At 66.6% G+C, this 26516-nt stretch carries 29 protein-coding genes; 12 read left to right on the forward strand and 17 right to left on the reverse strand.

The genetic code is table 11. The features are described from left to right. The first annotated feature begins 345 nt into the window (after window positions 1-345). Complete coding sequence (locus AAFN89_RS20070) at window positions 346-573, forward strand: DUF3126 family protein (RefSeq protein WP_347541005.1); 228 nt, start codon at window positions 346-348, stop codon at window positions 571-573. A 45-nt stretch (window positions 574-618) separates the two neighbouring features. Here the strand turns inward: AAFN89_RS20070 and AAFN89_RS20075 are convergent, their stop codons facing one another. Next, complete coding sequence (locus tag AAFN89_RS20075; RefSeq protein ID WP_347541006.1) at window positions 619-2886, reverse strand: NosD domain-containing protein; 2268 nt, start codon at window positions 2884-2886, stop codon at window positions 619-621. Between the two features lie 107 nt (window positions 2887-2993). Here AAFN89_RS20075 and AAFN89_RS20080 point away from each other — a divergent pair, with 107 nt between their 5' ends. From AAFN89_RS20080 to AAFN89_RS20090, 3 genes are read left to right on the forward strand one after another with little or no spacing between them, the layout of a single operon-like run. Next, complete coding sequence (locus tag AAFN89_RS20080) at window positions 2994-4013, forward strand: AraC family transcriptional regulator (RefSeq protein WP_347541007.1); 1020 nt, start codon at window positions 2994-2996, stop codon at window positions 4011-4013. Between the two features lie 36 nt (window positions 4014-4049). Then, window positions 4050-4943 (forward strand): universal stress protein, encoded by an 894-nt coding sequence (locus AAFN89_RS20085; RefSeq protein ID WP_347541008.1) that lies wholly within the window; start codon window positions 4050-4052, stop codon window positions 4941-4943. Window positions 4944-4985: 42 nt separating this feature from the next. Continuing rightward, window positions 4986-5726, forward strand: coding sequence for an SDR family oxidoreductase (locus tag AAFN89_RS20090; protein WP_347541009.1), 741 nt, complete (start codon window positions 4986-4988; stop codon window positions 5724-5726). Window positions 5727-5856: 130 nt separating this feature from the next. Here the strand turns inward: AAFN89_RS20090 and AAFN89_RS20095 are convergent, their stop codons facing one another. From AAFN89_RS20095 to AAFN89_RS20110, 4 genes are all read right to left on the reverse strand, one after another. Further along, on the reverse strand, window positions 5857-6000 hold the full coding sequence (locus tag AAFN89_RS20095; RefSeq protein ID WP_347541010.1) for a hypothetical protein: 144 nt from the start codon (window positions 5998-6000) through the stop codon (window positions 5857-5859). After that, a complete protein-coding gene (locus tag AAFN89_RS20100) occupies window positions 5997-6542 on the reverse strand; it encodes a hypothetical protein (RefSeq protein ID WP_347541011.1) in 546 nt (181 codons plus the stop codon). The genes AAFN89_RS20095 and AAFN89_RS20100 overlap by 4 nt, the downstream gene beginning before the upstream one ends. A 10-nt stretch (window positions 6543-6552) precedes the next feature. Continuing rightward, complete coding sequence (hemA, locus tag AAFN89_RS20105; protein WP_347541012.1) at window positions 6553-7785, reverse strand: 5-aminolevulinate synthase; 1233 nt, start codon at window positions 7783-7785, stop codon at window positions 6553-6555. A 156-nt stretch (window positions 7786-7941) separates the two neighbouring features. Beyond that, window positions 7942-8436, reverse strand: coding sequence for a PAS domain-containing protein (locus AAFN89_RS20110; protein WP_347541013.1), 495 nt, complete (start codon window positions 8434-8436; stop codon window positions 7942-7944). Window positions 8437-8608: 172 nt separating this feature from the next. On the opposite strand from AAFN89_RS20110, the gene AAFN89_RS20115 reads away from it, so the two are divergent. Together AAFN89_RS20115 and AAFN89_RS20120 are read left to right on the forward strand one after the other, a co-directional pair. After that, complete coding sequence (locus tag AAFN89_RS20115; protein ID WP_347541014.1) at window positions 8609-9529, forward strand: ribokinase; 921 nt, start codon at window positions 8609-8611, stop codon at window positions 9527-9529. Between the two features lie 92 nt (window positions 9530-9621). Continuing rightward, window positions 9622-10794 (forward strand): M20 aminoacylase family protein, encoded by a 1173-nt coding sequence (locus AAFN89_RS20120; RefSeq protein ID WP_347541015.1) that lies wholly within the window; start codon window positions 9622-9624, stop codon window positions 10792-10794. A 28-nt stretch (window positions 10795-10822) separates the two neighbouring features. Here AAFN89_RS20120 and AAFN89_RS20125 read toward each other — a convergent pair whose 3' ends face one another. Further along, the gene (locus AAFN89_RS20125) at window positions 10823-11497 is read right to left on the reverse strand and encodes an orotate phosphoribosyltransferase (RefSeq protein WP_347541016.1); all 675 of its coding nucleotides are present in this window, start codon (window positions 11495-11497) and stop codon (window positions 10823-10825) included. A 113-nt stretch (window positions 11498-11610) separates the two neighbouring features. Between AAFN89_RS20125 and AAFN89_RS20130 the strand changes: the two genes are divergently transcribed. Together AAFN89_RS20130 and AAFN89_RS20135 are read left to right on the forward strand one after the other, a co-directional pair. Continuing rightward, entirely contained in the window at window positions 11611-12510 is a 900-nt protein-coding gene (locus AAFN89_RS20130; protein ID WP_347541017.1) for an alpha/beta hydrolase, read from the forward strand. 14 nt (window positions 12511-12524) lie between these two features. Then, entirely contained in the window at window positions 12525-13229 is a 705-nt protein-coding gene (locus tag AAFN89_RS20135; RefSeq protein ID WP_347541018.1) for a DUF1194 domain-containing protein, read from the forward strand. Here AAFN89_RS20135 and AAFN89_RS20140 read toward each other — a convergent pair. After that, window positions 13211-14107: a folate-binding protein gene (locus tag AAFN89_RS20140; protein WP_347541019.1), complete on the reverse strand. Its 897-nt coding sequence runs from the start codon at window positions 14105-14107 to the stop codon at window positions 13211-13213. The genes AAFN89_RS20135 and AAFN89_RS20140 overlap by 19 nt on opposite strands. 124 nt (window positions 14108-14231) lie before the next feature. Between AAFN89_RS20140 and AAFN89_RS20145 the strand changes: the two genes are divergently transcribed. Beyond that, a complete protein-coding gene (locus AAFN89_RS20145) occupies window positions 14232-15566 on the forward strand; it encodes a dihydroorotase (RefSeq protein ID WP_347541020.1) in 1335 nt (444 codons plus the stop codon). Between the two features lie 47 nt (window positions 15567-15613). Further along, window positions 15614-15889, forward strand: coding sequence for a hypothetical protein (locus AAFN89_RS20150; RefSeq protein WP_347541021.1), 276 nt, complete (start codon window positions 15614-15616; stop codon window positions 15887-15889). Between the two features lie 206 nt (window positions 15890-16095). Here the strand turns inward: AAFN89_RS20150 and AAFN89_RS20155 are convergent, their stop codons facing one another. Then, window positions 16096-16440, reverse strand: a complete 345-nt coding sequence (locus tag AAFN89_RS20155) for a hypothetical protein (RefSeq protein WP_347541022.1) — start codon at window positions 16438-16440, stop codon at window positions 16096-16098. Between the two features lie 62 nt (window positions 16441-16502). Further along, a complete protein-coding gene (locus tag AAFN89_RS20160) occupies window positions 16503-17030 on the reverse strand; it encodes a hypothetical protein (RefSeq protein ID WP_347541023.1) in 528 nt (175 codons plus the stop codon). Window positions 17031-17221: 191 nt separating this feature from the next. Here AAFN89_RS20160 and AAFN89_RS20165 point away from each other — a divergent pair, with 191 nt between their 5' ends. Beyond that, complete coding sequence (locus tag AAFN89_RS20165) at window positions 17222-17980, forward strand: hypothetical protein (protein ID WP_347541024.1); 759 nt, start codon at window positions 17222-17224, stop codon at window positions 17978-17980. Between the two features lie 4 nt (window positions 17981-17984). Here the strand turns inward: AAFN89_RS20165 and AAFN89_RS20170 are convergent, their stop codons facing one another. The 3 genes from AAFN89_RS20170 to AAFN89_RS20180 form a co-directional block, all read right to left on the reverse strand. Beyond that, entirely contained in the window at window positions 17985-18611 is a 627-nt protein-coding gene (locus tag AAFN89_RS20170; protein WP_347541025.1) for a TetR/AcrR family transcriptional regulator, read from the reverse strand. A 194-nt stretch (window positions 18612-18805) separates the two neighbouring features. Continuing rightward, window positions 18806-20092, reverse strand: a complete 1287-nt coding sequence (locus tag AAFN89_RS20175; protein WP_347541026.1) for a nucleotide sugar dehydrogenase — start codon at window positions 20090-20092, stop codon at window positions 18806-18808. 97 nt (window positions 20093-20189) lie between these two features. Beyond that, window positions 20190-21110, reverse strand: coding sequence for a LysR family transcriptional regulator (locus AAFN89_RS20180; RefSeq protein WP_347541027.1), 921 nt, complete (start codon window positions 21108-21110; stop codon window positions 20190-20192). Between the two features lie 146 nt (window positions 21111-21256). On the opposite strand from AAFN89_RS20180, the gene AAFN89_RS20185 reads away from it, so the two are divergent. Next, entirely contained in the window at window positions 21257-22492 is a 1236-nt protein-coding gene (locus tag AAFN89_RS20185; RefSeq protein ID WP_347541028.1) for an MFS transporter, read from the forward strand. 13 nt (window positions 22493-22505) lie between these two features. On the opposite strand, the gene AAFN89_RS20190 is transcribed toward AAFN89_RS20185, so the two are convergent. The 5 genes from AAFN89_RS20190 to ehuB form a co-directional block, all read right to left on the reverse strand. Next, window positions 22506-23216 (reverse strand): GntR family transcriptional regulator, encoded by a 711-nt coding sequence (locus tag AAFN89_RS20190; RefSeq protein WP_347541029.1) that lies wholly within the window; start codon window positions 23214-23216, stop codon window positions 22506-22508. Continuing rightward, window positions 23209-24033, reverse strand: a complete 825-nt coding sequence (gene ehuA / locus AAFN89_RS20195; RefSeq protein ID WP_347541030.1) for an ectoine/hydroxyectoine ABC transporter ATP-binding protein EhuA — start codon at window positions 24031-24033, stop codon at window positions 23209-23211. Before ehuA ends, AAFN89_RS20190 begins: the two co-directional genes overlap by 8 nt. 29 nt (window positions 24034-24062) lie before the next feature. Then, the gene (ehuD, locus tag AAFN89_RS20200; RefSeq protein ID WP_347541031.1) at window positions 24063-24728 is read right to left on the reverse strand and encodes an ectoine/hydroxyectoine ABC transporter permease subunit EhuD; all 666 of its coding nucleotides are present in this window, start codon (window positions 24726-24728) and stop codon (window positions 24063-24065) included. Next, window positions 24725-25381: an ectoine/hydroxyectoine ABC transporter permease subunit EhuC gene (ehuC, locus tag AAFN89_RS20205; RefSeq protein WP_347541032.1), complete on the reverse strand. Its 657-nt coding sequence runs from the start codon at window positions 25379-25381 to the stop codon at window positions 24725-24727. The genes ehuD and ehuC overlap by 4 nt, the downstream gene beginning before the upstream one ends. Before the next feature lie 102 nt (window positions 25382-25483). Further along, entirely contained in the window at window positions 25484-26350 is an 867-nt protein-coding gene (gene ehuB / locus AAFN89_RS20210; RefSeq protein WP_347541033.1) for an ectoine/hydroxyectoine ABC transporter substrate-binding protein EhuB, read from the reverse strand. Window positions 26351-26516: the final 166 nt, after the last annotated feature.

The raw sequence follows: 26516 nt of genomic DNA on the forward strand, positions 1-26516 counted from the left end.
ACTCACCAAGAAAGTCGCCATCATCGCCGTCGCCAGAAAGCTCCTCACCCACCTCAACGCCATGCTCAGAGACCGTAAAGCCTGGGCCTGACAACACAGTTGCCAGCCTCCGCTGGAATGACGGGAAAAGGCAGGAGCGTCGCTTTCCTCCTCATGGTGAGCCTGTCGAACCATGTGTGCCCACACCTTTCGACAAGCTCAAGGTGAGGAACTGCGTTAGGAAGCCGTCCTGTCCCCCGGGAAAAACCTGAACGGTTGGCTTGCCCGCCCCATGGCCTTACATAGGGAGTGACGGGCGGCCATTGGGCCGCGCCGAACCATTCTGATTCCTTCGGAGTAGCCTCAGTGACCAAAAGCGAAGTCCTTCGCGTCGAGCATTATCTGCGCGAGAAGTTCGGCAACACCACCATCGCCATCCGCCAGCGATCGACCAAGGACGACAGCGCCGAGGTGATGCTGGGCGACGAATTCATCGGCGTCGTCTTCCGCGACGACGAGGATGGCGAGGTTTCCTATGATTTCCACATGGCGATCATGGACATGGACCTGCCGAAGGTGATCCCGGTCTCCTGACCGAACGGCCGGCGGCGGGCGCGAGAGCCCGCCGCCGTACAGGCGTCAGGGGTAGCAGAGCGTTCCATCGGTGAAGGAAACTGTACCCGTGGCGAACACGCCGATGTCGATGTCGCACGTCGCGCCGCCAATCGTCCCGCTCACAATATTGCCGGTGGAACTGTCGGGGACGAAGCTGACGTCATCCTCGACGGAAATGGCGTCTTCCCCGATTGGCCCGAACGTGTTGTCGCGGACGATAAGATCATCCGCCTCGCCGATAATGGCGAGACCATGTGCTGTCGCTACCCCGGTTTGTATCCTGTTCTCCGCGATCGTGGTTGAATAGGACGGCCCCAACTCAATCCCGAAGCTGTCCGCCCCCTGGGTGACAATCACATTTCCGCTAATCGTTCCGTCGCCAGACATACCCAAAACGATGCCGTGGGCGTTTGCGCCGCCCGTGACGACACTGTTTCCGGTCACATCTGCTGAATTGGACACACTAATAAAGACGCCTTCCGCATTCTCGCCGGATGTCCTGATGGCATTATCGCTGGCTGCGCCATTGTCAGAATCTAGAAAGTTGATGCCATCAGCATCATCCCCCATTGTCGTGATGACATTATCGCTGGCGACGCCGTTATTAGACTGCCGGAAATAGATGCCATCGGCATCCTCCCCGGCTGTCGCGATGGCATTATCACGCGCCACGCCCTTATCGGAATTCTCGAAGTAAATGCCATCCGCGTCTGAACTATAGGTTGTGATTCTGTTGCCGCTGACAACGCCATCGTCGGAGTGGTCGAAGAAGTAGACGCCGTATGAATTCTCTCCAGAAGTCGTGACAATATTGTCGCTGACTCTGACTCCCTTGGACTGGTAGATCGCGATTCCGTTGTTACCGTCACCCGTTGTACGGACGACGTTGCCACTGATCGCGCCATGTTCGGATGCCTCGAAGAAAATCCCTCTTCCGCTTGACACAATATGATTGTCGGCGATCGTGATGTTGTTGCCATAGCCGTTAACGCTGCCGCCTGTCGGAGAATGGTTCACGATGGTCAGGTTGCGTAGTGCGCCGTCTGTCCCCGCATAGGTGATTGCGGACAGGCCGAGATTGCCGCTCACCGATCCGGTTTGTCCCGGCGCGGTGAAGGAGACGATGGTTCCGGAGGTTTCGCCCTGAACCGGCATGGTCCCACCGCCGCCGATGAGTGTTTGGCTGTCGGCCATATAAATAGGGTCGGTGACGGCGAAGTCGCCATTGAGGATGATGATGCTGTTGTCCATGGAATTGACGGCGGCGCGCATGTCGGCTTCGCTGACGGTGGCGGCGTCGAAGCTTTCGACGGCGGCGTAGGGCAGGCCGGTGCGGGGGTCGACGGCGAACTCCCGCTGTTCGGGCGTCTGGCCGATCGTCACGGTCTGGGCGACGATGTCGATGTCGCGGACGATCGGGTCGGTCATGCGGCGGATCTGATGGGTCCGCGGCGACACCGGCGCCGGCAGGCGGGGCCGGTCCTCGACCTCGTAGAGCGGGACGCGCAGCCGGGCCAGCAGGAAGCCTTCGGTGTCGCGAACGTCGTCATGCTGGAGTTCCGCGCCCAGCGTCAGCCGGGCCCCCGGCCACAAGGCCGGAACCTCGTTCACCGTCAACTCCAGCCGCAGCCGGGGACCGGTGACGTCTTCGGCCCCGTCGGCGGTGAAGTGATAGAAGCCGGCATAGGCGCGAAGCTGCGTTCCGCTGTCGGCCGGGAACACGGGCACACGTCGGCCGACCTCTACGTTGAAGCCGGCCATGGCCTGTTCCTCGCGCAGGGTGACGCCGGGGGTGACCACCTGGATGGTGCCGCTCTGCAACTCGGCATAGGGATCGCTGCCGGTCGAGGGCAGGCTCTTGGAGGTGTCGCCCAGCGGCAGGTAGGCGTTGGCGCGGAAGTCCCAGTCGAAGGACAAGGCCTCCACGCCCAGCGTTGCCTGGCGGAACAGATTGTCGTCGTCGGTGCGGCGCAAATCGAAGAAGCCGTAGCCGCCGAGATTCCAGCCATTGTCCAGCATGCGGCGGTAGCCGATGCCGAAATTGCCTTCCCGGCTGCCCTGATTGTCCAGCCGGGTGCGGATGTCGCCGAACAGCAGCGAGCGGCCGTCCTGCCACAGCGGCAGGAACAGATCGACCTCGCCCAGATTGCGGTCGCCGCCCCACCGCCCCTCGAAATCGATATGCGGGCCCCATGACGGCTGCCCCTGCGGCTCTTCGGCAATGGCCGGCTGGCCGCACAGCATGGCGATCGCCGCCGCCGACCCGGCCAGCGCGCTCCTGGAAATCCTCACCGTCCCATCCCCCTTGAATTGACTGCCTGTCTCCCGCCGACAGGCTTACCAGAGCCCGCCGCCGCCCGCCTTGACCCCAGCGACAAAATGCATTGGACTCCAGCGACATGGATATTCGCTGGTCGACAGATACCGTTCCTGAACCCGATCGCGTCCCCGCATGGTCGGACATGCTCACCCGCCAGGTGTTCCCCGTGCGGACGGAGGTGTTCCGTCCGGATGATTTCCGGGGCGATTTCCGCCTGCGCGCCTTCGGGCCGACGGCCTTTCTTCGCGTTCGATCGCGCCGTCAGCGCATCGTCCGGGGAGAGGCGGAGATATCGGCCGGGGACGAAAGCTGGCTGTTCGTCAGCACGATGATCCGGGGGACGGGGTTCCTGCACCATGCCGGCGGCGTGGCGACGGTGCCGCGCGGCGGCGTTTCCTTCGTCGATGGCGGACAGCCCTTCGCGTTGGAATTCAGGCGGGACTTCGACTACGTCTCGGCGCTGGTGCTGAGAAGGGACATTCTCGCCCTGCTGCCGGAGTCGGAGGCCGCCCATGGGAAAGTGATCGGCGCGCCCGCCGGGCCGGCCATCGCGGCTTTCCTCTCCGCGCTGGAATCGTCGGTCGATAACGGGGACAGGGGCGGTGACGGGATCGGCGACGAAAACCGGCTCTATGACAATTTCCTCGGTCTGGCGGCGGCCGCGCTCATGCCGGGACCGGGGTCGACCGCGCCGGGAACGCCGCCGCCTGATTCCGACAAGGTTCTGCTGGCCACCATCAAATCGTACCTGATCACCCATCTGGCCGAGGACATCGCCGCCCCGTCGGTCGCCAGCCGGTTCGGGATCGCCGACCGCAAGCTCCAGCGGTTGTTCAAGGGGGAAGGAACGACGCTGACGCTGTGGTTGAGGCGGCAGCGGCTGGAGCGGTGTGCGCAGGATCTCTCCGATCCTCGCCAGGATGGCCGCAGCGTGACCGCCATCGCCGGGTCGCGGGGCTTCGACGATCCGACCTATTTCAGTCGCTGCTTCCGCGCGGCCTTCGGCGTCACGCCGGGCGCATATCGCCAGGACAGGGACAGCGGCGCGAGGGCTGGCGGCGCGGGGACTGGCGTCACGGCGCGGATTGACGGACACTGACAGGAACTACAATCCGTCGGAACCGGAGGCCTCGTGATGTCGATCAACACCATCCTCGCCCCGCTGTCGGGGGGCACGTCCGACCCCGTGACGATCCAGACCGCCTTCCAGGTCGCCGCCTCCTTCTCCGCCCATGTCGAGGTGCTGTTCGCCCGCATCCCGCCGACGGAGGCCGTGCCCCTGGTGGGAGAGGGCGTCACCGCCGGGATGATCGAGCAGCTGATGCAGACGGCGGAGAACGAATCGCTCGACCGCGAGGCGGCGGCGCGGGAATGCTATGACGCGGCGCGCCGGGCGCTGGACGTGGACGAACGCGACGTGCCCACGCCCGACGGCCGCGCCAGCGCCTCATGGCGCTGCGACGACGGGCGGGAGCGGGACGTGGTCGCCGTCGCCAGCCGGCTGGCCGATCTCGTGGTGCTCAGCCATGAAGGCCGGGCCTTCGACGATGCGCGCCTTTCCGCGACGCTGGAAGCCGCGCTGATGGGCGGCGGCAAGCCGCTGCTGCTGGCCCCGCCGGAGCCGATTGGGGAGCCGACCGGGGAACCCATGGGGGCCATCGGCCGGTCGGTCTGCATCGCCTGGAATGGCAGCCTCCAGGCCGCCCGCGCCGTCGCCGGGGCGCGGCCGTTCCTGAAGCGGGCGGACAGCGTCAGCATCCTCACCGTCGCCACCTCCCGCACTGACGTTTCGGTGGGCCACCGCCTGCGGCAATATCTCGCCTGGCACGGCATCGACGCGATTAACCGGCCGCTTAATGCCGAAAATCGTTCGGTCGGGGAGACGATCCTGGAGGCAACCACCTCGGACGGCGCGGACCTGCTGGTGATGGGCGGCTACACCCACGGCCGGCTGCGCGAGATGGTCTTCGGCGGCGTCACCCGCCATGTGCTGAACCATGCCGGCATTCCGGTGCTGATGGCCCATTAGGGATGCTGGCAACCGGCCGCCGGCCGGGGTAGGGTCGCGGCCATGACGAGCCCCCGACAGACCCTGATCCTGACCGGCGCCAGCCGCGGCATCGGCCACTCCACCGTGAAGCGCTTCTCCGACGCCGGCTGGCGGATTATCACCGTCAGTCGGGAGGAGGTGCCGGCCGAATGCCAGCGCGACCCGAACTGGACGCATCATATCAGCGCCGATCTCGCCGATCCGGACAGTCGGGCTGAATTCGTGCGGCTGGCGAACGAGGCGCTGGACGGCGATCCGCTGTTCGCGCTGGTCAACAACGCTGGTATGTCGCCCAAGACGCCCTACAAGGAGCGGCTGGGTTGCCTGAACGGCGACATCGCCAACTGGCGCGAGGTGTTCGAACTGAACTTCTTCGCGCCGATCGTGCTGGCGCGCGGCTTCGCGGCGGCGTTGGCCAAGGGGCCGGGCGCGATCGTCAACGTGACCTCGGTCGCCGGCCATTCCGTCCACCCCTTCGCCGGCTCGGCCTACTCGACCTCGAAGGCCGCCCTTTCCTCCCTGACGCGTGAGATGTCGGTGGAATTCGCGGAGTTGGGGGTGCGGGTCAACGCCGTCGCGCCGGGAGAGATCGAAACCGCGATGCTGTCGCCGGAAACCGACGCGCTGCTGCCGCGCATTCCAATGGGCAGGCTGGGCCGTCCGCGCGACGTGGCGTCCGTCATCTTCTACCTGTGCACGGAGGAAAGCGCCTACGTGACCGGTACGGAAATCTTCGTCACCGGCGGCCAGCACCTCTATTGAGTGAGTTATTTTTTAAAATTATCAGTAGCTTATACCAAAATTCTTACCCTCATCCTGAGCTTGTCGAAGGATGTGTGCCCACATGGTTCGACAAGCTCACCATGAGGGATGGGAAGGGCAAACCGAACGCCTATTGCGACAGCACGATCACCGCCAGCGTGAGGAAGATCGCCCCGGCGATGACCAGCGCCGAGCCTTTCAGGCGGCGGCGGATCGACGGGAACAGGAATGCGCAGAGCCCCAGGATGATTAGAATTTCCAGGGCCAGCGTCATCCCTGGAGCCGCCGGGCTAGATCCTGGAACCAGGCGACCCGGCGCTCATACTGCGCGATGTCATGGTCCAGCCACGGCCCGAGATGTTCGGATTCCCCGGCGTATTTCTCCCGGAGGTCGCGAAGGCGTTCGGCCTCCTGCTCATAGATTCGGGCAAGGGCGACGGCGCGGGCTTGCCGCCAGTCCGCCGGCAGCAGGTGGAGGAAGCGCAGCTTCAGCGTCACCACCAGCTTGACGGTCTCGTTGAAGGGCGTGCTCAGCCCCTGCTCCATGAGGGCGGAAAATTCCTTCCGGCCATCGTCCGTCAGGGACAGGCGCGCCTCGCTCTCCGGCGCGTCGTCGACCGGCTCGATCAGCCCGTCATAGCGCAGCAGTTCCAGCGACCCGCCCATCATGTCCAGCGTCGGCCCGACCAGATGGTTGGTGAAGTCGCGCACCCGCTGGGCCAGGTCGCCATAGGTCAGCGCGCCATGCTGCATCAACTCGCCCAGCGCGCATAGCCTCAGCGCCTGCTTCGGCGACAGGGGTGCTTCCCGGTTCATGGGCTGGGGATCAGGCCGCGGCGCTGATCGCCAGCCGTCCCCAGACATCCTTCAGCGCGTCGACCAGACGGGCCATCTGGAGGTCGTCATGGAACGGCGTCGGCGTTATCCGCAGGCGCTCCGTCCCGCGCGGGACGGTCGGGAAGTTGATGGGCTGGACGTAGATCTGGTGGCGGGACAGCAACTCGTCGCTGGCCTGCTTGCACAGCCGCGCGTCGCCGACCAGCACCGGCACGATGTGGCTGACCGATGGCATGACCGGAAGCCGCGCGTCGGCCAGCAGCTTCTTCAGCCGCGCCGCGCGCTCCTGGTGCCGGTCGCGCTCCTCCCGGCTCGCCTTCAGATGGCGGACGCTGGCCAGCGCGCCGGCCGCGATCGCCGGCGGCATGGCGGTGGTGAAGATGAAGCCGGGGGCGAAGCTACGCACCACATCGACCAGCGAGGCCGATCCGGTGATGTAGCCGCCCATGACGCCGAACGCCTTGCCCAACGTGCCCTCGATCACCGTCAGCCGGTCCATCAGCCCCTCGCGCTCGGCGACGCCGCCGCCGCGCGGGCCGTACATGCCCACGGCATGGACCTCGTCCAGATAGGTCATCGCGCCGTGCCGGTCGGCCACGTCGCAGATCTCGGCGATCGGGGCGATGTCGCCATCCATCGAATAGACGCTTTCGAACGCCACCAGCTTCGGCCGGCCGGCGGCATAGCGGGCCATCAGATGATCCAGATGGTCGGGATCGTTATGGCGGAAGATGTGCTTCTCGGCGCCGGAATGCCGGATGCCGGCGATCATGGAGGCGTGGTTCAGCGCGTCGGAGAAGACTACGCAGTCCGGGATCAGCTTGGCCAGCGTCGAGAGGGCGGCTTCGTTGGAGATGTAGCCGGAGGTGAAGAGAACGGCTGATTCCTTGCCGTGAAGGTCCGCCAGCTCCCGCTCCAGCTTCACATGGACGTGGTTGGTGCCGGAGATGTTGCGCGTGCCGCCGGCGCCCGCGCCGTAGCGGTCCACCGCGTCCTTCATCGCCGCCAGAACGGACGGATGCTGGCCCATGCCCAGATAGTCGTTGGAGCACCAGACGGTCACGTCCTCGTCGCCATCGCCGGGGATGGCGGGCAGGCCGAAACCGTGGTGCCGCGCCTTGGGGAAGGCGCCAGCCTGGCGTTCCAGCTCCGCGAAATACCGGTACCGGCCCTCGGCCTGAAGGCCGGTGATCGCGTTGCGGAAGATATCGTCGTAATTCATCTCTGGACCTTCGGAACGGACGAACGGCCCGACATCAAGATGACGGGGCGTGCGCATCGGTCGAACCACTCTACTCCCGATGGGAAGCGGCGGGAACCTAGCCGCTTGGCCGGCTTTTGTCTTCTTCGCGCGTCACCATGTCGCTTCCGCTGGCTTTCAGCCGCTTGCGGTGGCCTTCTTCTCCCAGAAGGAATGATCCTCGTCCGACACGGCGAGCAGCTTGTCGATGGTCCTGCCGTCGGACGACAGCGGCATGGTGATCCGCTGGTAGTTCCGGTAGGCGTCGGCGGGCGCGAACACCACCCTGTGCAGGACCGGCGTCCCGCGATCCAGCACGTCCTTGTACTGCCTCCAGATGATGGCCGAGAACTCCGGCGGATCGAGGTTCCGGACCGATTTGCCGGTGTAGTCCGCCCCGTGGGCGACGGCGATGCTGGTGCCGAACACGCGATAGACGAAGTCCAGCGGGTCGTGGCGCACGTTGATCAGCATCACGTTGCTGAGAAAGGGCGTCATTTCCTCCGGCGCGATATCCGTTCGTGCGGGGAAAGGGTGGCCGTGGCAATGGTCCAGCCAGTAGCGGTAGGCGCGAACGAGACGCTGGTCCGTCATCGTTTCCAGCGGCAGCGCCTCTCCATAATAGTCACCCATCCCGCCCGATCCTCCGAAGGTCTGGGACAACCCAATCCGAAAAGCCGGAGGATCATACAGGGTCCGTATGGAGAATGATTTAACGGCCGACGGAAATTTTCAACCGACGCTTGGTCTGGCTCGCCGCGCCGGCCCGCACTACAGTCGCCGCCGGTCGAATTCTGGAGTTGTCATGATCGTCGTTTTCGGTTCGCTGAACATGGATCTGGTGATGACCGTCCCCGCCCTGCCGGGGCCTGGTGAGACGGTGCTGACCCGATCCTACGCCACCAAGCCCGGCGGTAAGGGCGCCAACCAGGCGGTCGCGGCCGCGCGGGCCGGCGCGTCCGTGGCGATGGTGGGTACGGTCGGGACAGATGGATTCGGCGACCGGCTGGCGGAGAACCTTCAGCGGAACGCGGTCGATGTCCGCTGCCTGCGGCGCGGTGGGGAGCCCACAGGGATCGCCTATATCTGCGTCGATTCTGCCGCGGAGAATTTCATCGCCGTCGCCAGCGGCGCGAATCTCGAGACGGCCGCCGCCGACCTGCCCGACGATCTGCTGGCGGAAGGCGGCACGCTGCTGATGCAGATGGAAGTTCCGGCCGACCAGATCTGGGCCGCGCTGCGCCGAGCCCGCGCGGCGGGCATGCGCACCGTGCTGAACGTGGCGCCGGCGGCGCCTGTCCCCGCCGACGCGCTGCGGGCGCTGGATGTTCTGATCGTCAACGAACATGAGGCCCGTTCGGTCGCCGGCGATCTGGGGATCGATGGCGGAGGTCCGGAGTATCTGGCCCGCCGGCTGGCGGCGGAGGCGGGCCTTATCTGCGTGGTCACGCTGGGCGCGGCGGGCGCCATCGCGGCCGAGGGCGACATGCTGTGGAAGGTCGCGCCGCTGCGGGTCCGTCCGGTGGACACGACCGGGGCCGGCGACGCCTTCGTCGGCGCGCTGACGGCGGCGCTCGACCGGGGGCGTGGCCTCCCTGAAGCGCTGCGCCGGGCCAGCGTGGGCGCAGGCCTGGCCTGCCTGGCGCTGGGCGCACAGGAAAGCCTGCCGGAAGCGGCCGACATCGACCGGCGGCTGGCCGACGTGCCGGAGCCCTCGCGCATATAGGGCAGGCGGAACCCCATTGCCGTCCTTCGGAGGACGCCGCAGAATGCCGCCTCCACTCAGGATAATCCCCCCGCAGACAAGGTTCGATATCCATGCCGATCATCAATTCCATCGCCGCCCTCAAGGATGAAATGACCGGGTGGCGACGGGACATCCACGCCCATCCCGAAACCGCATTCGAGGAGGTCCGCACCTCCGCCCTGGTGGCTGAGAAGCTGGAATCCTGGGGCGTGGAGGTCCATCGCGGGCTCGGCAAAACGGGGGTCGTCGGCGTGTTGCGCGGGCGCGGCGACGGCGGCCGGACGATCGGCCTGCGCGCCGACATGGACGCGCTGCCGATGAATGAGGAGAACGACGTGCCGTGGAAGTCCACGGTTCCCGGCAAGTTCCATGGCTGCGGCCATGATGGGCACACCTCCATGCTGCTGGGCGCGGCCAAGTACCTGTCGGAGACGCGGAATTTCGACGGCATCGTGCATTTCATCTTCCAGCCCGCCGAGGAAGGCGCCGGCGGTGGCCGCGCGATGGTCGAGGAAGGGCTGTTCGACAAGTTCCATTGCGATGAGGTCTACGCCCTGCACAACTGGCCGGAACTGCCGGCCGGCACGGTGGGGCTGCGGCCCGGCCCCATCATGGCGGCGGCGGACAAGTTCGACGTGACGATCCGGGCGCGCGGCGGCCATGCGGCGATGCCGCACAAGGCGAACGACCCGGTGGTGATCGCGGCCCAGATCATCCAGGCCTATCAGACGCTGGTCAGCCGCCAGACCGATCCGTTGAAGAGCGCGGTCATCACCGTCGCGCAGATTCATGCCGGCAGCACCTACAACGTGATCGCAGAGGAGGCCTCCCTGTCGGGCACCCTCCGCTCATTCGACCCGGAGGTGAGGGCGTACCTGACGGCCGGCATGGAGCGGCTGGCCAAGGGGATCGCCAAGGCGTTCGAGGCTGAGGCTGAATTCGTCTTCCATGAAGGCTACCCCGCCACCGTCAATCACGACGCCCAGGCGGAGAAGGTGGCATCCGTCGCGCGCGAGGTGGTCGGGGCCGACAAGGTATCGATGGACGCCGAACCGTCCATGGGCGCGGAGGATTTCTCCTTCATGCTGAACAAGCGGCCGGGGGCCTACCTGTTCCTGGGGCAGGCCGGCGGTCCCAGCGCCTGCAACGTCCACAACCCCCGCTATGATTTCAACGACGAGATCCTGCCCATCGGGGCCAGCCTCCTGGCGAGCCTCGTGGAAAGCGGCCTGAAGCGAGCCTGAACATATGGGTTTCAGGGCGGGAGGGAGGTCAGTCCTCCTTTCCGCCATGGGCCCTGGACCAGGAGATCGGGTCGGCGAGGAAGCTCCTGACCTCGGCGATCGTCGATCCGGGGAAGTAGCCCTCGGCCTCCGCGGCCTCGATCACGTCATGCCAGGTCGCCAGCGCGTGCAGCTTCACCCCCTCCGCCGCCAAGCTGTCCACCGACTGCTTGAAGATGCCGTAGTGGAAGACGACGAAGCAGTGCGCCACCTCCGCGCCGGCATGGCGCAGCGCGTTGATGAAGTTGATCTTCGATCCTCCGTCGGTCGCCAAATCCTCGACCAGCAGCACCCGCGCGCCGTCCACCGCACCGCCCTCGATCTGCGCGTCGCGGCCGAACCCCTTCGGCTTCTTCCGCACATAGCTCATCGGCAGCGACAGTCGCTCCGCGATCCAGGCCGAGAAGGGGATGCCCGCCGTCTCGCCGCCGGCGACATTGTCGAACGCCTCGTACCCCGCGTCGCGGGCCAGCAGGTCCATCGCCATGTCCATCAGCGCGGCGCGGGCGCGTGGGAAGCCGATCAGGTGCCGGCAATCGACATAGACCGGGCTCGCCCGGCCCGAGGTGAAGATGAAGGGCTCTTCCGGCCGGAACAGCACGGCCCTGGTTTCCAGAAGGATGCGGGAGGCGGCGCGGGCGGTGTCGGCATGAAAATCGGCCATGGGCGGCTGGCTCCATCGTGAGGCGTGATCGGCGCTCTTGTTAGGTGGCGGCGGCGCGGCTGTCCACTTCCTCCTTTACCGGTTGGTCGGGGGGCGGGCATGGTCCTGCGGCCATGGAAACCGACTTCCTCACCCTCCGCGACGGCAAGAAAGTGCGTATCGGCCGGTGGTCGCCGCCCGGCGACGGACGCGGCACGGTCGTCCTTCTCCATGGGCGCTCGGAGTTTCTGGAGAAATATCAGGAGACGGCGAACGACCTTCTGGCGCGCGGCTTCGAAGTCCTCAGCTTCGATTGGCGGGGGCAGGGGCTGTCCGACCGCGTCCTGCCGGAACGGCAGAAGGGCCATATCGACGATTTCGAGATCTGGGTCGCCGATCTGGACGAGATTCTGGCCCACGCCGGGCCGGCCGGACCGGTCATCCTTCTTGGTCATTCCATGGGCGGGCATCTGGCCCTGCGCTTCATGGCCGAACATCCGGGCCGGGCGAACGCCGCGATCCTGACCGCGCCGATGATCGACATCCTGCCCGGCGCCTTTGCGAGGTGGACGACGCGCACGGCCGCCGCCCTGGCGGTCTGGCGGGGCTTCGCCGCCCGCTACGCGCCAGGCCATGGCGACTACGATCCGTCCGCCCATCACTTCGAGGGCAACAGGCTGACCTCCGACCCCGCGCGATTCGAGGTGCATCGCGCGGCGTTCCGGGAGCGGCCGGAACTGCGGCTCGGCGGCGTGACCTGGGGCTGGCTGGACGCTTCCTTCCGCTCCGCCACCATCCTCCGCGACCCGTCCTATGCGGGTGGGATCGACCGGCCGGTCTTGCTGCTCAGCGCGGGGATCGAACGGCTGGTCAGCAACGCCGCCCAGCACGAGGTCGCTAAATCCTTGCCGCTGGGGACGATCAGAACCTATCCGGGGTCGCTTCACGAAATTCTGATGGAGCGGGATGCGATCCGGAATCGCTTCTGGTCCGATTTCGACACATTCCTTGGCGACAACGGGTTGTCCCCCTGACACTGGATATGTCGATGCCCTTCCGTTTCGCCGCGCTGCTCTTTGCTTTCGCCGCCTTCGCCCTGCCGGCGCGGGCCCAGGACGAACCGGTCGACCTGGAACTGATCCTCCTGATCGATGCGTCGGCCAGCATTTCCGACAATGTCCTGGAATTCCAGCTACGCGGGCACGCCGCCGCACTTCGGGACGAAGGCGTCGCCTCGGCGATTACGTCGGGTCCGGCCGGAGCGATCGCGGTGGCGGTCGCCACCTTCTCCGACCCCAACAGCCTTCAGGTTCTGGTGCCGTGGACGAGGCTGTCTTCGACCGAGGAGGTCGCCGCCTTCGCCGATGAGGTCGAGAACGCGCCGCGCGACATCAAGGTCGGCGCGACGGCGATCGGCAGCGCGATCCGCGACAGCCTCGCCCTGTTCGAAGACAATGGCTATGACGCGCTCCAGCGCACGATCGACCTCACCAGCAACGGCTTCTCCAATGCAGGTCTGGACCCGGCGCTGGCCCGCGACCTGGCGGAACAGAACGGCGTCACCATCAACGCGCTCGCCATCCTCAATGAATATGACTGGCTGGAATTCTATTATCGCCAGAGCGTGATCGGCGGCATCGGCGCCTTCGTCCGGACGGCGCGCGGGCCGGAGACCTTCACCCTGGCGCTGATCCAGAAGCTGATAGACGAGATGGTCCGGCGGCCGGCCGGTCCTCAGCCGTCGCTGGGCTGAGGCAGCCTGACATAGCCGGGCGTCTCCACGGCGATCCGGGCGTCCCCGGCGGTCAGCCCGGTCGCGTCCAGCGCGTCCAGCCTCACCAGCGCCATCGCCCGGCCGTCCCGGCCGCTGCGGATCTCTCCGACCTCCCGCCCGTCCCGGCGGATCGGCGTGCCGGGCTCCGGCAGCGGCCCGTCGACCTTGGCCGACACAAGCCGCTTCTTGACCAGTCCGCGATATTTAGTCCGCGCCGTCAGTTCCTGGCCCAGATAGCAGCCCTTGTCCCAGGCGATGCCGTTCAACTCGTCGTAGTTGCTTTCCAGCAGGGTCGATTTCTCGACCGTGAGGTCCTGGCTGCCATCGGGCACGCCCAGCGCCAGCCTATGGGCGTCGTAGGCGTCCCCTGCCGCCGGCGCAAAACCGGCTGCCGCCAGAATCGCCTCCGCGCCTTCGCGCGGCAGGATCGCGCGCGCGCCCAACGCCGGCAGCCGCGGATCGACGTAGAGAATCCCGCTCCCCCAGGACCGGGCGCGTCCCGGTTCCGGCGGCATGTCCAGGGCCACGAACGCATCGTCCCCGAACAGGGCGGCGATCTCGTAGGTTTCGGAGAAATCCTCCAGCGTCACCTTGGATCGCAGCTTGTAGATCTTCAGCCGCCGCAGCAGATCCTGCCGCCGCTCCGAATCGACTTCCAGCCACAGCCCCTCCTCGTCGGCGAGGATGAAGAAGTCGTGGAGGAACTTCCCCTGCGGCGTCAACAGGGCTGAGAACAGGGCCCTATCCGGCGCCGCCTTGCGCACGTCGTTGGACGTGATCCCCTGAAGGAACGCCATCCTGTCGGGTCCGGTGACGCGCAGGAGGCCACGGGCGGGAAGCAGTTGGTAATAGGGCATGGAAGAGGCACCGGGGCAGGAGCGGAAGGAAGCTCCATCCTACTTGGTCCGGCCCGCCCGCCTTGGCAAGCACCGGCGCATCTCGCTATAAGCCCCTGATCCCAATTTGCCCCGCGAGGACCCTATGGCCGACCGATATGATCTCCTGCTGCGCGGTGGCACCGTCGCGACGCCTGCCGGGCTGGCGTCGATCGATATCGGCGTGCGTGACGGCCGGATCGCCGCGCTCGGCGATTTGTCCCGTGCCGAGGCGGCGGAGACGCAGGATTGCACAGGCCTCCACGTCCTGCCGGGCGTGATCGACAGTCAGGTCCATTTCCGGGAGCCGGGCGGCGAGCATAAGGAGGATCTGGAGACCGGCACCGCCGGCGCGGCCGCCGGCGGCGTGACCGCCATATTCGAGATGCCGAACACCAGCCCGCTGACCACCAGCGCGGAAGCGCTCCAGGACAAGCTGGATCGCGCCGCCGGCCGGGCCTGGGTGGACCATGCCTTCTTCGTCGGCGGCACCGCCGCCAACGCCCATCGGCTGGCCGAGCTGGAACGACTTCCCGGCAGCGCCGGCGTCAAGATTTTCATGGGGTCGTCGACCGGCGACCTGCTGTCGGAGGATGACGGCACGATCGCGCGCGTGATGGCGAACGGCGTTCGCCGGGTCTCCGTCCATGCCGAGGATGAGATGCGGCTCCGTGAGCGCAAGACGATGGTGGAAAGCGGTGCCCCGGCGCGCATGCACCCCGAATGGCGGGACGTGGAGACGGCGGTCCGCGCGACCAAACGTATCCTTTCCCTGTCGGCGGCGGCGCGGCGGCGCGTGCATGTGCTGCATGTGACGACGGGGGAGGAGATGACGATCCTCGCCGGCCACAAGGATCTGGCGACGGTGGAGGCGACGCCCCAGCACCTCACCTTCGCCGGCCCCGACTGCTACGACAGGCTGGGCTCCCGCGCGCAGATGAATCCGCCGATCCGCGACGCCGCGCAGCGCGATACGCTGTGGCGCGCCATCGCCTCCGGCGTGGTCGACGTATTGGGCTCCGACCATGCGCCCCATACGCTGGAGGAGAAGGCGAAGCCTTACCCGGAGAGCCCCAGCGGCATGACCGGCGTCCAGACGCTGGTGCCGGTGATGCTGGACCATGTCGCGGCCGGCCGGTTGACGCTGGAGCGGCTGGTGGATTTGACCAGCGCCGGTCCCGCGCGCATCTTCGGCATCGCCGGCAAGGGGCGGATCGTCGTCGGCTACGATGCCGATTTCACCATCGTCGACCTCAAGGCACGGCGCACCATCACCGATTCCTGGATCCGCAGCCGGTCGGCCTGGACGCCCTATGACGGCGTCGAGGTCACGGGCTGGCCGATCGCGACAATCGTGCGCGGCATGGCGGTGATGCGGGAGGACGAGCTTCTGGAGGGCCCGCGCGGCGCGCCGGTGCGGTTTCAGGAATGCCTTCCCTGACGTCCATTAGCGATATTTTGAGAATTGGCGGCGATGCTGGCGGCGCCATGATCCGCGCCTTCGCCCTCCCCACGGTCATACTCGCCGCCGCTGCCGCACTGGCCGGCTGCCGGACCTACAATCCCAGCTATGCCGACGTCTATGAACCGAATGTTTATGCGACGCGGGTGGAGCCGGAGGTCTATTGCTATCGCACCCTCGGCCGGCCGGATTGCTACATCACGCCCCAGCCGGGCCCGCCCAACCGCCTCATCGGCCGCGCGCCCTTCGGCCTCTCCGTGCCGGAGCCTGTGGTTCTGGAGGAAGCGCCTGGCGTCGAGTGATCCGGTGGCGTCCCAATGGCCGTGGCCGACATAGTTCGACAGGCTCACCATGAGGAAATGAGCGGAACCTTCTCCAATCTCCTCACCCTGAGCCTGTCGAAGGGTCGGGGCACACATGGTTCGACGGGCTCACCATGAGGGGATGGGATAGCTCCCGCGACCTCCTGACACCCTTCAGGAATGGCCGCGTCGATTCTGGTGACCGCTCAGTGATCCGCGCGGTGCAGCACCTTCTCCGAAAGGCCGGTGTCATAGGCCAGTCCCTGCGGCGTCAGCACGGCGGAGCCCGGCATGTCCTGGCGCGCCAGGCCCTTCCGGCCCAGCGCGGTGAAGACCGCCGGGTTGTGCAGACCTGTCGCGTCGGCGGCCATCACCACGGCGTCGCCGACATGGTAATGGTTGCCGTGCAGCGGCGGGAAGCCGCCGACCGTGACCGATCCGTCCTCCGCCGGGGCCATCGCGTGCCCCTGCGTCCGCGCAAGCTGCTGGAGGATCGCCAGCGTCCGGCATTGCAGCGGGTTCAGTTTCAGCGGATTCGGTCGGTTGGCCATGGTTCGCGATTCGTCATGATGTTGCGCTTGCCGGCAGCCTAGCGCCGCGGCCTTCGCCCGGTCTACTGGAAGAAGCCGTCGATCATCGGGGCCAGCATGCCGAAGCGCCTGCCGATGGCGCGGCGGTCCACGGCCTCAGGGTCCAGCAGGACCTCGCCCAGCGGGCGTTCATCCAGTTGGACGTCGGCCAGCAGCTCGGCCCTGCTGACCAGCCCGTCGCCGTCGGTGTCCATGCCGGCGATCAAATTGTCCAGCCCCGCCGTCTCGATCATCGAAAGGCCCAGCAGGATCATTCCGCGCTCCCGCTGGCTGGCGGGATTGCCGGGCCAGGAGGCCCAGTCCTGGACCGCCGACTTCACGTCCGACAGTTCCTCCGTCGACAGGTGGGCGTCGCCATCCCGGTCGGCGAACGCGATGGCGCTGTCGACGCAGAGTGCGGACGGCGCGCTCTCGCACAGGATGCCGGTGGTGCCGATGAAGCTGTCCAGTTCGGCGACCGCGCCAGTGGGAGGCGTCTGGGTGGGGGGCGTCTGGGCAACCGCCGGATGGGCGGCAAGAAGGATCAGGGCCGTCAGCGTTCGTTTCAGCATGGATCGTTCCCTCCGCCTTGGGGCAGCCGCCAAGGTCGCGAAGGATTGCGAGGAGATTGAGGCGAGGACCCATCAAATATGCGTGGTTCTTCAAGCAGAACGAACGGATGGCCCGCCAAATGTGTTAACCCATCATTCGAAAGAGTTTTTTCGCGCTTTCGGCGAAACCTTTCTTCGGCGCGGGGTTGTTCGTGGGGATATGGAAATTCAAAGCGGCATGTCGCCTGCTGGTCGGCCTCGCCCTGCTCGGCGCGGCCGGCGTTGCCGGCGCGGCCACTCACGAACCTCCGCCCGACCAGACGCTGGGCGTGCTGCGGCCGGGGGAGGGCCGGCCCCAGCCCTTCAGCTTCCCGTCCGAAACGGATCTGGAGCCGCTGATGGTGCTCCAGACCCCGTCGGTCGAACTGACGGGGTTCGAGGAGCCGCTACTGATGACCGTGGAGGGCGGCACCGACGTTGTCGTCATCCAGAACGACCGGGCATTCCGCCGCCGCCGCACGCTCGTCCTGCCGGGCGACACCGTGGCCGTCAGCGCGCGCAGCCCGATCACTCTGGGCACGACGGAGGAGATCGTGGTCAGCGTCGGCGATTATGAGACGGTGTGGAAGGTCTCCACGCGCGACCCCAACCAGATTCCCGCGCCGTTCTCCTTCACTTCCCTTGAAGGCCAGGAACCCGCCGCCGGCGTGACGTCCGAAATCATATCGTTGCGCGGTTTCGAAGGGGAGCTTCCGGCCACGATCCATGGGGAGGGGCAACCCTTCTTCCGGGTCAATCAGGGAGAGTGGATCCGGTCGGGTTCGGTGGCGGCGGGCGACGAGGTCCAGCTTTTCGCCACCGCGCCGGAAGAATTCGGCGAATCGCGGGAGGTCGTGCTCGCGGTTGGGCCCCGGACGACGCGCTGGACGGTCACGACGCGCGGCGTGGGCGAGACGGTGAAATTTCCCTGATCGATCAGCGTCGTTGGGCCAGCCTGCCGGACGCCGCATCGGCCGCCATCGCCGGCTCGGAACCCAGAATGATGTCGCAATAGAGCTCCACCATCCTGTCCAGCCCTTCGGGGCGTCCCGACAGGGTCCGGTTGATCGCGAAACCGTCGAACGCCATCCACACCACATAGGCCAGATGGTCGCTGTCGCCGCGGCGGGGGTGACCGTCCGGCAGGCAGCCGCGGATCAGTTGGGAGACCCGCGCCAGGACGGTCGTCAGCAGGTCGGTGGAATACCGGTCCTGCGGGGTGACGCTGGACAGTGCCTGCATGACGTTATAGGCGAAGCCGCCATCGCGGGAAGGCAGGTCGTCCCAAACCGTCAGCAGGATGCCGCGCAGCCGGTCCCGTGAGGTGGAATAATCTCCCGCCCCGGCTTCCAGCCGCTCCAACTGGTCAAGCAGCCAGGGCCGGCTCAGCGCGAACAGGATTCCCAGCTTCGATTCGAAATAGACATAGACGTTGGACGTGGCGATGCCCGCGCCCCGCGCGATCTGCGCCAGCGTGGTCGCTGCGTATCCCTGGCGCGTGATCAGCTCGAAGGCGCTGTCCAGGATCGCCTGGCGTACCGATTCCTTCTTTACCTGGGCCATGAGCAATTCCGATTTTGCCGTCTCGCCAGGAAAGGCGCGGGTCACGGCTGTTGCTGCGTCCGCATGGGTCCAGGGGACCGTCGGCGGGGTCGGCAATTGACGGTCCTGGGGCAGGCGGTGTCAACCGTCGCGACGACGGCTGCTCCTGTCGCGAAGGGATATGGTGGCCCGACGCGGCCGGGGCGGCATGGGGCTCAGAGGCGCCAGAGGGTGATTCCCTCGGGCGCTCCGTCGCGGTCCAGGACGGCCTTGAGGTCGGCGACGAATCCGCGCCGGTCCTTGAGAAGGCTGCCGATCCGGTCCCAGCCCGCGCGGCGGAATTCATCATGGCCGACGGCGAGGATCACCGCGTCCGCCGGAGCGAGGGATTCCGCCGGCGTCAGCGCTATTCCATATTCGTGCTGCGCCTCCTCCGGGTCGGCCACCGGATCGTGGACCTGGACCTTCAGGCCGAACGCCTCCAACTCCCGGATGACATCGACGACCTTGGTATTCCTTATGTCCGGCACGTCTTCCTTGAAGGTCAGGCCCAACACCGTGATGGTCGGCGATCCACTCCTGCTGCCATGCAGAATGGCGCGCACGGTTTCGCGGGCGACGAATGCCCCCATCCCGTCATTGATCCGGCGTCCCGCCAGGATGACCTCCGGATTGTAGCCGGCACGCTGGGCGCGGTGGGTCAGGTAGTAGGGGTCGACACCGATGCAGTGGCCCCCGACCAGTCCCGGCGTGAAGCGCAGGAAGTTCCACTTCGTCCCTGCCGCCGCCAGCACGTCCTGCGTGTCTATGCCCAGCCGGTGGAAGATCAGCGACAGCTCGTTCATCAGCGCGATGTTCAGGTCGCGCTGGGTGTTCTCGATCACCTTCGCCGCCTCCGCCGCCTTGATCGATGGCGCGCGGTGGATGCCGGCCTCGACGACGGAACCGTAGACGGCGGCGACCGTTTCCAGCGTTTCGGCGTCCGATCCCGACACGACCTTCCGGATGGTCGTGAAGCGGTGTTCCCGGTCGCCGGGATTGATCCTCTCCGGCGAATAGCCGACGGTGAAGTCGCGGCCGAAGGAAAGGCCGCTCTCGGCCTCCAGCACCGGCACGCAATCTTCCTCCGTCGCGCCCGGATAGACCGTCGATTCATAGACGACGATGTCGCCCTTCTTCAGCACGCGGCCGACGCTGCGCGACGCGGCGATCAGCGGCGACAGGTCGGGCAGCAGGGCGTCGTTGATCGGCGTCGGCACGGTGACGATGTGGAAATCGGCCTGCGCCAGGTCTGCGGGATCGTCGGTGAAGGCGATCCCCACCTCCCGCAGTTCCTCGCCATCGACCTCGCCGGTCCGGTCATGCCCCTGCTGTAGTTCCGCGATCCGCCGGGCGTTGATGTCGAAGGCCACGATCTTCGCCTGGCGCGCGAAGGCGACCGCCACGGGCAGACCGACATAGCCGAGGCCGATCACGGAAATCTTGCGATTATGGGTTGTCACGGGATGGAAAGCCTTGAGCCGGAATGGCGAAAGAGAGGAGGGCGGATACTGGCATCCGGCCCGCGAAACTCAAGCGGAAATCCCCGCTTCGGCGTGCTCAATGCTCCTGCCCGGCCACAGGTTGGTGGGCAGCGACCAGATCGACGAAGGCGCGGGCAGCGGGGGACAGGTCGTGCTCGGGGTAGGCGAGCCACATGGCGGTCATCGCGCCCTGATCGGCCAGGTCGCGATAGGCCACACCCTCCACCCTGATCCGGCGGAAGGAGGAGGGCAGGAGCGTTACGCCCAGTCCGGCGGCGACCAGCCCGACGATCGTCGGCGCCTCGCGCGCCTCCTGGCTGACGCGCGGGCTGAAGCCGGCCTGCTGGCACAGCGCGGTGATCTGGTCGTGCAGCCCGGTCCCGACGGCGCGCGGATGCATCACGAACGGCTCCGCCGCCAGGGTTGAAAGCGCGATCCGGTCGGTCGGGTCGCCCGCCGTCAGCGGGTGGTCAGCGCGCAGGATCGCCACCAGCGGTTCCCGGAACAGCTCCAGCGCCTTCAGTTCCGGTGTCATGGTCGGATAGACCGGGCTGCGGATGAAGCCGACATGCAGCCGCCGCTCCGTCATCGCGTCCAGCTGCTGCTTGGTCGTCATCTCCTGCAGGGTCAGGTGGACCGCCGGGAAGGCCTGCCGGAAGGCGAAGATCATCTTCGGGATCGTCACCGTGAAGGGCGCCGACGCGGTGAAACCCAGCTTCAGCTCTCCGATCTCTCCCCTCTGCGCGCGCCCGGCAATGTCGGCCGCGCGTTCGGCCTGGGCCAGCGTCGCCCGCGCCTCGACCAGGAACAGCCGGCCGGCCTCGGTAAGATCGACCCGGCGATTGGTGCGGTGGAGAAGGCGGGCGCCCAACTCCTCCTCCAGCGCCTGGATCTGCTGGCTCAGCGGCGGCTGGGAGATGCCCAGCCGCGCCGCCGCCCGGCTGAAATGAAGCTCCTCCGCCAGGGTCACGAAATATCGAAGATGCCGCAGTTCCATGCGCTGACTGTCTATTCGCTGAACATATCAAATATGCCGTTTACCATATTGGACACTATGATCGCACGGGCTCATTCTCGACAGAAGATCCAGCCGCCATCGCGGCCGCGCCCCCCGGATCTAACCTCGGATCGGAGATGTTCGAAATGAAGGAAGCTGCGTCTCCGGCGGATGCCGGCGGCGACCTGATCGTCAGCGGGACGCCCGCCTTTCGCCGGGCCAACCTGGCGATGTTCGCGGCCGGCCTGTCGACCTTCGCGCTGCTCTACTGCGTGCAGCCGCTGATGCCCGCCTTCTCGGCGGAATTCGGCATCGGCGCGGCGGAAAGCAGCCTCTCCCTCTCCGTCTCCACCGGGCTCCTGGCCTTCGGCATGCTGGTCGCCAGCTCGCTTTCCGAATCCTGGGGGCGGAAGCCGGTGATGGTCGCCTCCCTGCTGGTCTCCGCCGTGCTGATCCTGCTGTCGTCCCTGATGCAGGGATGGCACGGTTTCCTTCTCGTCAGGGCGCTGGCCGGCATCACGCTGAGCGGGTTGCCGGCGGTCGCCATGGCCTATCTCAGCGAGGAGATGCACCCCCGCGCGATCGGCCTCGCCATGGGGCTCTATATCGGCGGCAGCGCGCTGGGCGGCATGGCCGGACGGCTGGGCACGGCGGTGCTGACGGACGCCTTCTCCTGGCGGTTCGCGGTCGCCGCCATTGGCGTCGCCGGGATCGCGGCCGGTCTCGTCTTCTGGCGCAGCCTGCCCGAATCCAGGCAATTCCGCGCTCGCGCCCTGCGGCCGCGCGCGATGCTGGACGCCTTCGCCGACCATATCCGCGACCCCGGCCTGCGCTTGCTGTTTCTCCAGGGCTTCCTGCTGATGGGCGGGTTCGTCACGCTCTACAACTATATCAGCTACCGGCTGCTGGCCCCGCCCTATGAGGTCAGCCAGACCGTCGTGGGTGCCATCTTCACCGTCTATCTGATTGGCAGCGCCAGCTCGATCCTGGTTGGCGACCTGGCGGGGAAGGTGGGCAGGCGCAAGGTGCTGTGGGCGACCATCGTCATCATGATCATGGGGCTGGGGCTGACCATGGCCGACGGTCTGGCGGTCATCGTGCTTGGCATCGCCGTCCTGACCTTCGGCTTCTTCGGCGCCCATTCGACGGTCAGCAGCTGGGTCGGGCGGCGCGCGCTGCATGCCCGTGCGCAGGCGTCCTCGCTCTACCTCTTCTTCTACTATCTGGGATCCAGCGTCGTCGGCTCGGCCGGCGGATTCTTCTGGAGCGCCTGGGGGTGGGGCGGGGTCGTAGGGCTCATCGGCATCCTGCTGGTCGTGGCGCTGTCGATTGCGCTTCGCCTCGCTGTCCTCAAGCCGATCGCCCAGCCGGCCGGAGCGTGAGCCGGCCGGCTGTTCAGCCGGAAAAATAGCGCTGCATGCGCACGCGGCTCATGGAGATGGCGTTGCGGCGGATATGGCCCAGCGTCGACAGGTCGTTCAGCTCCATCGCCGCCGCCAGATCGGTGATCTCGCCGCAGAAGGCGTCGATCTCTTCGCGCCAGTTCGTCATGGGCAGGAACTGCAGCCAGACCCGCGCCGTCTGGAAGAACAGATGGTCGTTCATCTCCCGCAGCGCCTGGTTGCCGATCGCCTTCGACAACTCCTCATGGACCGCGATGTTGATCCGCCCGAATTCCTCAAGGTCGATCCGGTCGCGGATCGCGCGGCAGCGATGCAGCAGGGCTCGCATGTGAAGCGTGTCCTCGGGATGCCGGGCCGTCGGCGACAGATCGCCGATCAGTTCCGACAGGCGCATGCGCAGCGCGTCGATCTCCCGCAGCCGTTGAAGGTCCATGCGGGTGACGATGGTGCCGACGCCGTGCCGGCTCTCGACCAGCCCCTCATATTCCAGCCGGTGCAGCACGCGGCGCACCGGGGTCCGACTGACCCCGAATTCCGTCGCCAGCTCCGTCTCCGCCAGCGCGTGGCCGGGGGGATAGCGCAGCAGGCAGATGCGGTTGCGGATTTCGGTATAGATCGTGTCGAACCGCGCACGCGCGGCGCTGGTCTTGGGCTCGCCGGGCCGGCGTTCCGCCGTTCCCGTGACGGGCGTCAGGTCAGGCATCGTAGATCGCGCGAAGGAACGCCTGAGTGCGCTCGTTCTTCGGTTCGCCGAAGATCTGGTCCGGCGGCCCCTGCTCGGCGATCTTGCCTTCATAGAGGAAGCAGACGCGGTCGGCGAATTCGCGCGCGAAGCCCATCTGGTGGGTGACCATCATCATCGTCAGCTTGAATTCCGATCCCAGCGCCCGGATGACGTTCAGCACCTCGCCCACCATTTCGGGATCGAGGGCGGAGGTCACCTCGTCGCAAAGCATGATCTTCGGCCGCATCGCCAGCGCCCGCGCGATCGCCACGCGCTGTTGCTGGCCGCCGGAAAGCTGGGAGGGGTGATGGTCGATCTTGTCCTTCAGCCCGACCATGTCCAGCAGCTCCAGCGCCCGCTGCTCCGCCTCGTCCTTGCGCAGGCCCAGCACGTGGACCGGCGCTTCCGTGACGTTCCTGAGAGCCGTCATGTGCGGGAACAGGTTGAAGCTCTGGAACACCATGCCGATGTCCTTGCGAACCTCCTGGAGGTGCCTGTTGTCGGCCGGAACCAGCTTGCCCTGCCGCTCCATGTGCCAGAGCGGCCGGCCATCGACCTCGATGACCCCGCCGGAAATGCTCTCCAGCGTCATCAGCAGCCGCAGGATCGTCGACTTGCCCGATCCGGAGGGGCCGATCAGCGCGATCCGCTCGGCCGGGGCCACGTCCATGTCCAGATCGTCGATCACCACCAGGTCGCCGAAGGCCTTCCGGACCTTCTTGAATCGGACCATCGGCTGGCCCGAGGTGCGGAGCTCCGATGTATGGGAGGGCGCGTTGTCGGTATTGGTCGGCATGACGGATGTTTTCCTTGAATCGCTGTGGCTCACCGGACGTAGCGTCGCTTGATGCGCCACTCCAGCCGTCCGATGAAGAACGCCGCGATCAGGCTGATCGTCAGATAGAGGAGACCGGCCATGGTCATGGGCTCGAGGTACTGGAATGTCCTCGACCCCAGGATCTTGGCCTGCTGCATCAGTTCGACAGCGGTGATCGCGGACAGAAGGGCGGAATCCTTGAAGATCGCGATCAGATAGTTGCCCAGCACCGGCACGACAGGCGGGATGGCCTGGGGCAGCACGATGTTGGTGTAGGTTCTCCGCGGGCTGAAATCGAGCGCGATGGCGGCTTCCCATTGGCCGCGCGGTACGGCGTCCAGCCCCGCCCGGTAGACCTCGGCGGTATAGGTCGCATAGTGCAGGCCCAGCCCGACGACGCCGGTGGTGAAGGCGGTCATCTGGATGCCGAACTGCTGCGGCAGCACGAAATAGAGGAAGAAGAGCTGCACCAGAAGCGGCGTCGACCGGATGAATTCGGCGAAGGCCCCGACGGGGATGCTGAGCCAGGAGATGCGGGAGCGCCGCGCAAGGGCGATGGCGAGCCCCAGGAACGCCGCGATGACGAAGCCCAGCGCGGACGCCTCCAGGGTGGTGATGAGCGCGTTGAGGAGAAGCGGGAGGATTTCCCAGGCGTAGGCCCAATCCCAGGTCATCGCGCCATCCCCCGGCCCAGCCCGACCGACAGCCTGCGTTCCACCATCCGGAAGGTCAGCGTGATCGCCATGGAGATGACGAAATACATCACCAGGACGGCCGAGTAGATCTCCGCGGTCTTGAGCGTCGCCATGTTGAGGACGTTCGCCTTGAAGGTGAGGTCAGTGATGGTGATGAGCGATACCAGCGAGGTCGCCTTCAGAAGCTCGATCGACAGGTTGTTGAAGGGCGGCAGCATAGCGATCGTCGCCTGGGGCAGGATCACCCGCCGCATCGCCAGCATCGGCGACATGTTGAGCGCGATCGCGGCTTCCCGTTGCCCTCTCGGCACGGCCGTGACGGCGCTGCGCACGATCTCCGCGCCGTAGGCGCCGATATGGAGGCCAAGGCCGATCACCGCGACCACCATGGGCGGCAGGTTGATGCCGAACGCCGGCAGCACGAAGAACAGCCAGAAGAGCTGGACCAGAGCGGACGTGCCCCTGAAGAATTCGACATAGGTGACGGCGATCATCCGCACCGGCCGGAAGCGCGAAAGCCGGGCGAGGCCGGCGATGGCGGCGCAGATGATGGCCAGCACGCTGGCCATCGCGGTGATCTGCACCGTCACCAGCGCTCCGTCCAGAAGCGCCATGAAGAGAGTCATGAGCATTGGCGGGTTCCCTGCCGCTGCGGTCGGGTCAGGACCTCCTCCGGGCGGGACGGAGGCGGAAGGGGAGGGGCGTCGCCGCCCCTCCCGTTTGCAGAGTCGGGCTTAGCCGCCTGCCGCGCACAGCTCTTCGGTGGTCTTCTCCGGCATCTCGGTTTCCGTGAAGCCGAAGGGCTCGACCAGGGCCAGATGCTCGGGGCTACCGCGGAACTCCATCAGCACCTCGTTGAAGGCGTCGCGGAACGCCTCGTCCTCCTTGCGGAAGCCGAACGCGCCGTAACCCTGGATCTCCTCGCCATTGATCACCGGGTTCTCGAACGGCGTGGCGCGCTCCACACCCTCGGGATTCTTACCCACCAGATCCTGAATCGTCAGCGCCGTGCCGGCATAGGCGTCGACGCGGCCGGTGCGCACGCCCGCGACCGCGCTCGGGCCGTCGGGGAAGACCACAAGCTGGTCCTGCGGGATGCCGACCGCCTCGGCGTAGCCGACCTCGACCGCGCCGGCCATGACGCCCAGCTTCAGGTCGGGGTTCTCCACGAAATCCTCATAGGAATGCAGGTCCTCCGGATTGCCCTCGGCCACCGCGAAGGCTTCGCCGATGGCGTAGCTGGGCTCGGAGAACAGGATCTGCTCGCACCGCGCCGGCGTGACGTACATGCCCGCGGCGATCATGTCGAAGCGGCCGGCCTGCAGGCCGGGGATCAGGGAGCCGAACTCGGTCAGCACGCCCTCGACCTCGGTGACGCCCATGCGCTCCAGCACGGCCTTGGCCACTTCCGGCGCCTCGCCGGTCAGCTCGCCTTCGATGTTCTGGTAGCCGAACGGCGCTTCGTTGGCGAAGCCGATCCGGATGGAGCCGCTGGATTGGACTTCCTCCAGCGTTGACTGGGCCTGGGCGGGCGCCGCCATCAGGGACGCCGCGAGCGCGAGCGCGCTGGCGGACAGGAAATGGGAAGTAAGACGGGTCATCGTTAGCCTCCGTGTTATCACTCCGGCGAACAGCCGGTTCGTCGTCATGGCCCGGGGCCGCGCCACCGCAACCGTGGCAGATGTGTACAACACAGGTGCGCACCTTGTCACCCGACAATTCGATCAATTGCCGGCCTATCGGCAAAAACATCCATAATACCGTATG

This window comes from Inquilinus sp. CAU 1745 (genome assembly GCF_039839375.1).
GTDB lineage: Bacteria > Pseudomonadota > Alphaproteobacteria > DSM-16000 > Inquilinaceae > JBDOQU01.

Bases quoted from the DNA above. Each gene is read 5' to 3' on its own strand.
- AAFN89_RS20080 (WP_347541007.1), top strand. From the start codon at position 2,994: ATGGATATTCGCTGGTCGACAGATACCGTTCCTGAACCCGATCGCGTC.
- AAFN89_RS20085 (WP_347541008.1), top strand. From the start codon at position 4,050: ATGTCGATCAACACCATCCTCGCCCCGCTGTCGGGGGGCACGTCCGAC.
- AAFN89_RS20090 (WP_347541009.1), top strand. From the start codon at position 4,986: ATGACGAGCCCCCGACAGACCCTGATCCTGACCGGCGCCAGCCGCGGC.
- AAFN89_RS20095 (WP_347541010.1), bottom strand. From the start codon at position 6,000: ATGACGCTGGCCCTGGAAATTCTAATCATCCTGGGGCTCTGCGCATTC.
- AAFN89_RS20100 (WP_347541011.1), bottom strand. From the start codon at position 6,542: ATGAACCGGGAAGCACCCCTGTCGCCGAAGCAGGCGCTGAGGCTATGC.
- hemA (WP_347541012.1), bottom strand. From the start codon at position 7,785: ATGAATTACGACGATATCTTCCGCAACGCGATCACCGGCCTTCAGGCC.
- AAFN89_RS20110 (WP_347541013.1), bottom strand. From the start codon at position 8,436: ATGGGTGACTATTATGGAGAGGCGCTGCCGCTGGAAACGATGACGGAC.
- AAFN89_RS20115 (WP_347541014.1), top strand. From the start codon at position 8,609: ATGATCGTCGTTTTCGGTTCGCTGAACATGGATCTGGTGATGACCGTC.
- AAFN89_RS20120 (WP_347541015.1), top strand. From the start codon at position 9,622: ATGCCGATCATCAATTCCATCGCCGCCCTCAAGGATGAAATGACCGGG.
- AAFN89_RS20125 (WP_347541016.1), bottom strand. From the start codon at position 11,497: ATGGCCGATTTTCATGCCGACACCGCCCGCGCCGCCTCCCGCATCCTT.
- AAFN89_RS20130 (WP_347541017.1), top strand. From the start codon at position 11,611: ATGGAAACCGACTTCCTCACCCTCCGCGACGGCAAGAAAGTGCGTATC.
- AAFN89_RS20135 (WP_347541018.1), top strand. From the start codon at position 12,525: ATGCCCTTCCGTTTCGCCGCGCTGCTCTTTGCTTTCGCCGCCTTCGCC.
- AAFN89_RS20140 (WP_347541019.1), bottom strand. From the start codon at position 14,107: ATGCCCTATTACCAACTGCTTCCCGCCCGTGGCCTCCTGCGCGTCACC.
- AAFN89_RS20145 (WP_347541020.1), top strand. From the start codon at position 14,232: ATGGCCGACCGATATGATCTCCTGCTGCGCGGTGGCACCGTCGCGACG.
- AAFN89_RS20150 (WP_347541021.1), top strand. From the start codon at position 15,614: ATGATCCGCGCCTTCGCCCTCCCCACGGTCATACTCGCCGCCGCTGCC.
- AAFN89_RS20155 (WP_347541022.1), bottom strand. From the start codon at position 16,440: ATGGCCAACCGACCGAATCCGCTGAAACTGAACCCGCTGCAATGCCGG.
- AAFN89_RS20160 (WP_347541023.1), bottom strand. From the start codon at position 17,030: ATGCTGAAACGAACGCTGACGGCCCTGATCCTTCTTGCCGCCCATCCG.
- AAFN89_RS20170 (WP_347541025.1), bottom strand. From the start codon at position 18,611: ATGGCCCAGGTAAAGAAGGAATCGGTACGCCAGGCGATCCTGGACAGC.
- AAFN89_RS20180 (WP_347541027.1), bottom strand. From the start codon at position 21,110: ATGGAACTGCGGCATCTTCGATATTTCGTGACCCTGGCGGAGGAGCTT.
- AAFN89_RS20185 (WP_347541028.1), top strand. From the start codon at position 21,257: ATGAAGGAAGCTGCGTCTCCGGCGGATGCCGGCGGCGACCTGATCGTC.
- AAFN89_RS20190 (WP_347541029.1), bottom strand. From the start codon at position 23,216: ATGCCTGACCTGACGCCCGTCACGGGAACGGCGGAACGCCGGCCCGGC.
- ehuA (WP_347541030.1), bottom strand. From the start codon at position 24,033: ATGCCGACCAATACCGACAACGCGCCCTCCCATACATCGGAGCTCCGC.
- ehuD (WP_347541031.1), bottom strand. From the start codon at position 24,728: ATGACCTGGGATTGGGCCTACGCCTGGGAAATCCTCCCGCTTCTCCTC.
- ehuC (WP_347541032.1), bottom strand. From the start codon at position 25,381: ATGCTCATGACTCTCTTCATGGCGCTTCTGGACGGAGCGCTGGTGACG.
- ehuB (WP_347541033.1), bottom strand. From the start codon at position 26,350: ATGACCCGTCTTACTTCCCATTTCCTGTCCGCCAGCGCGCTCGCGCTC.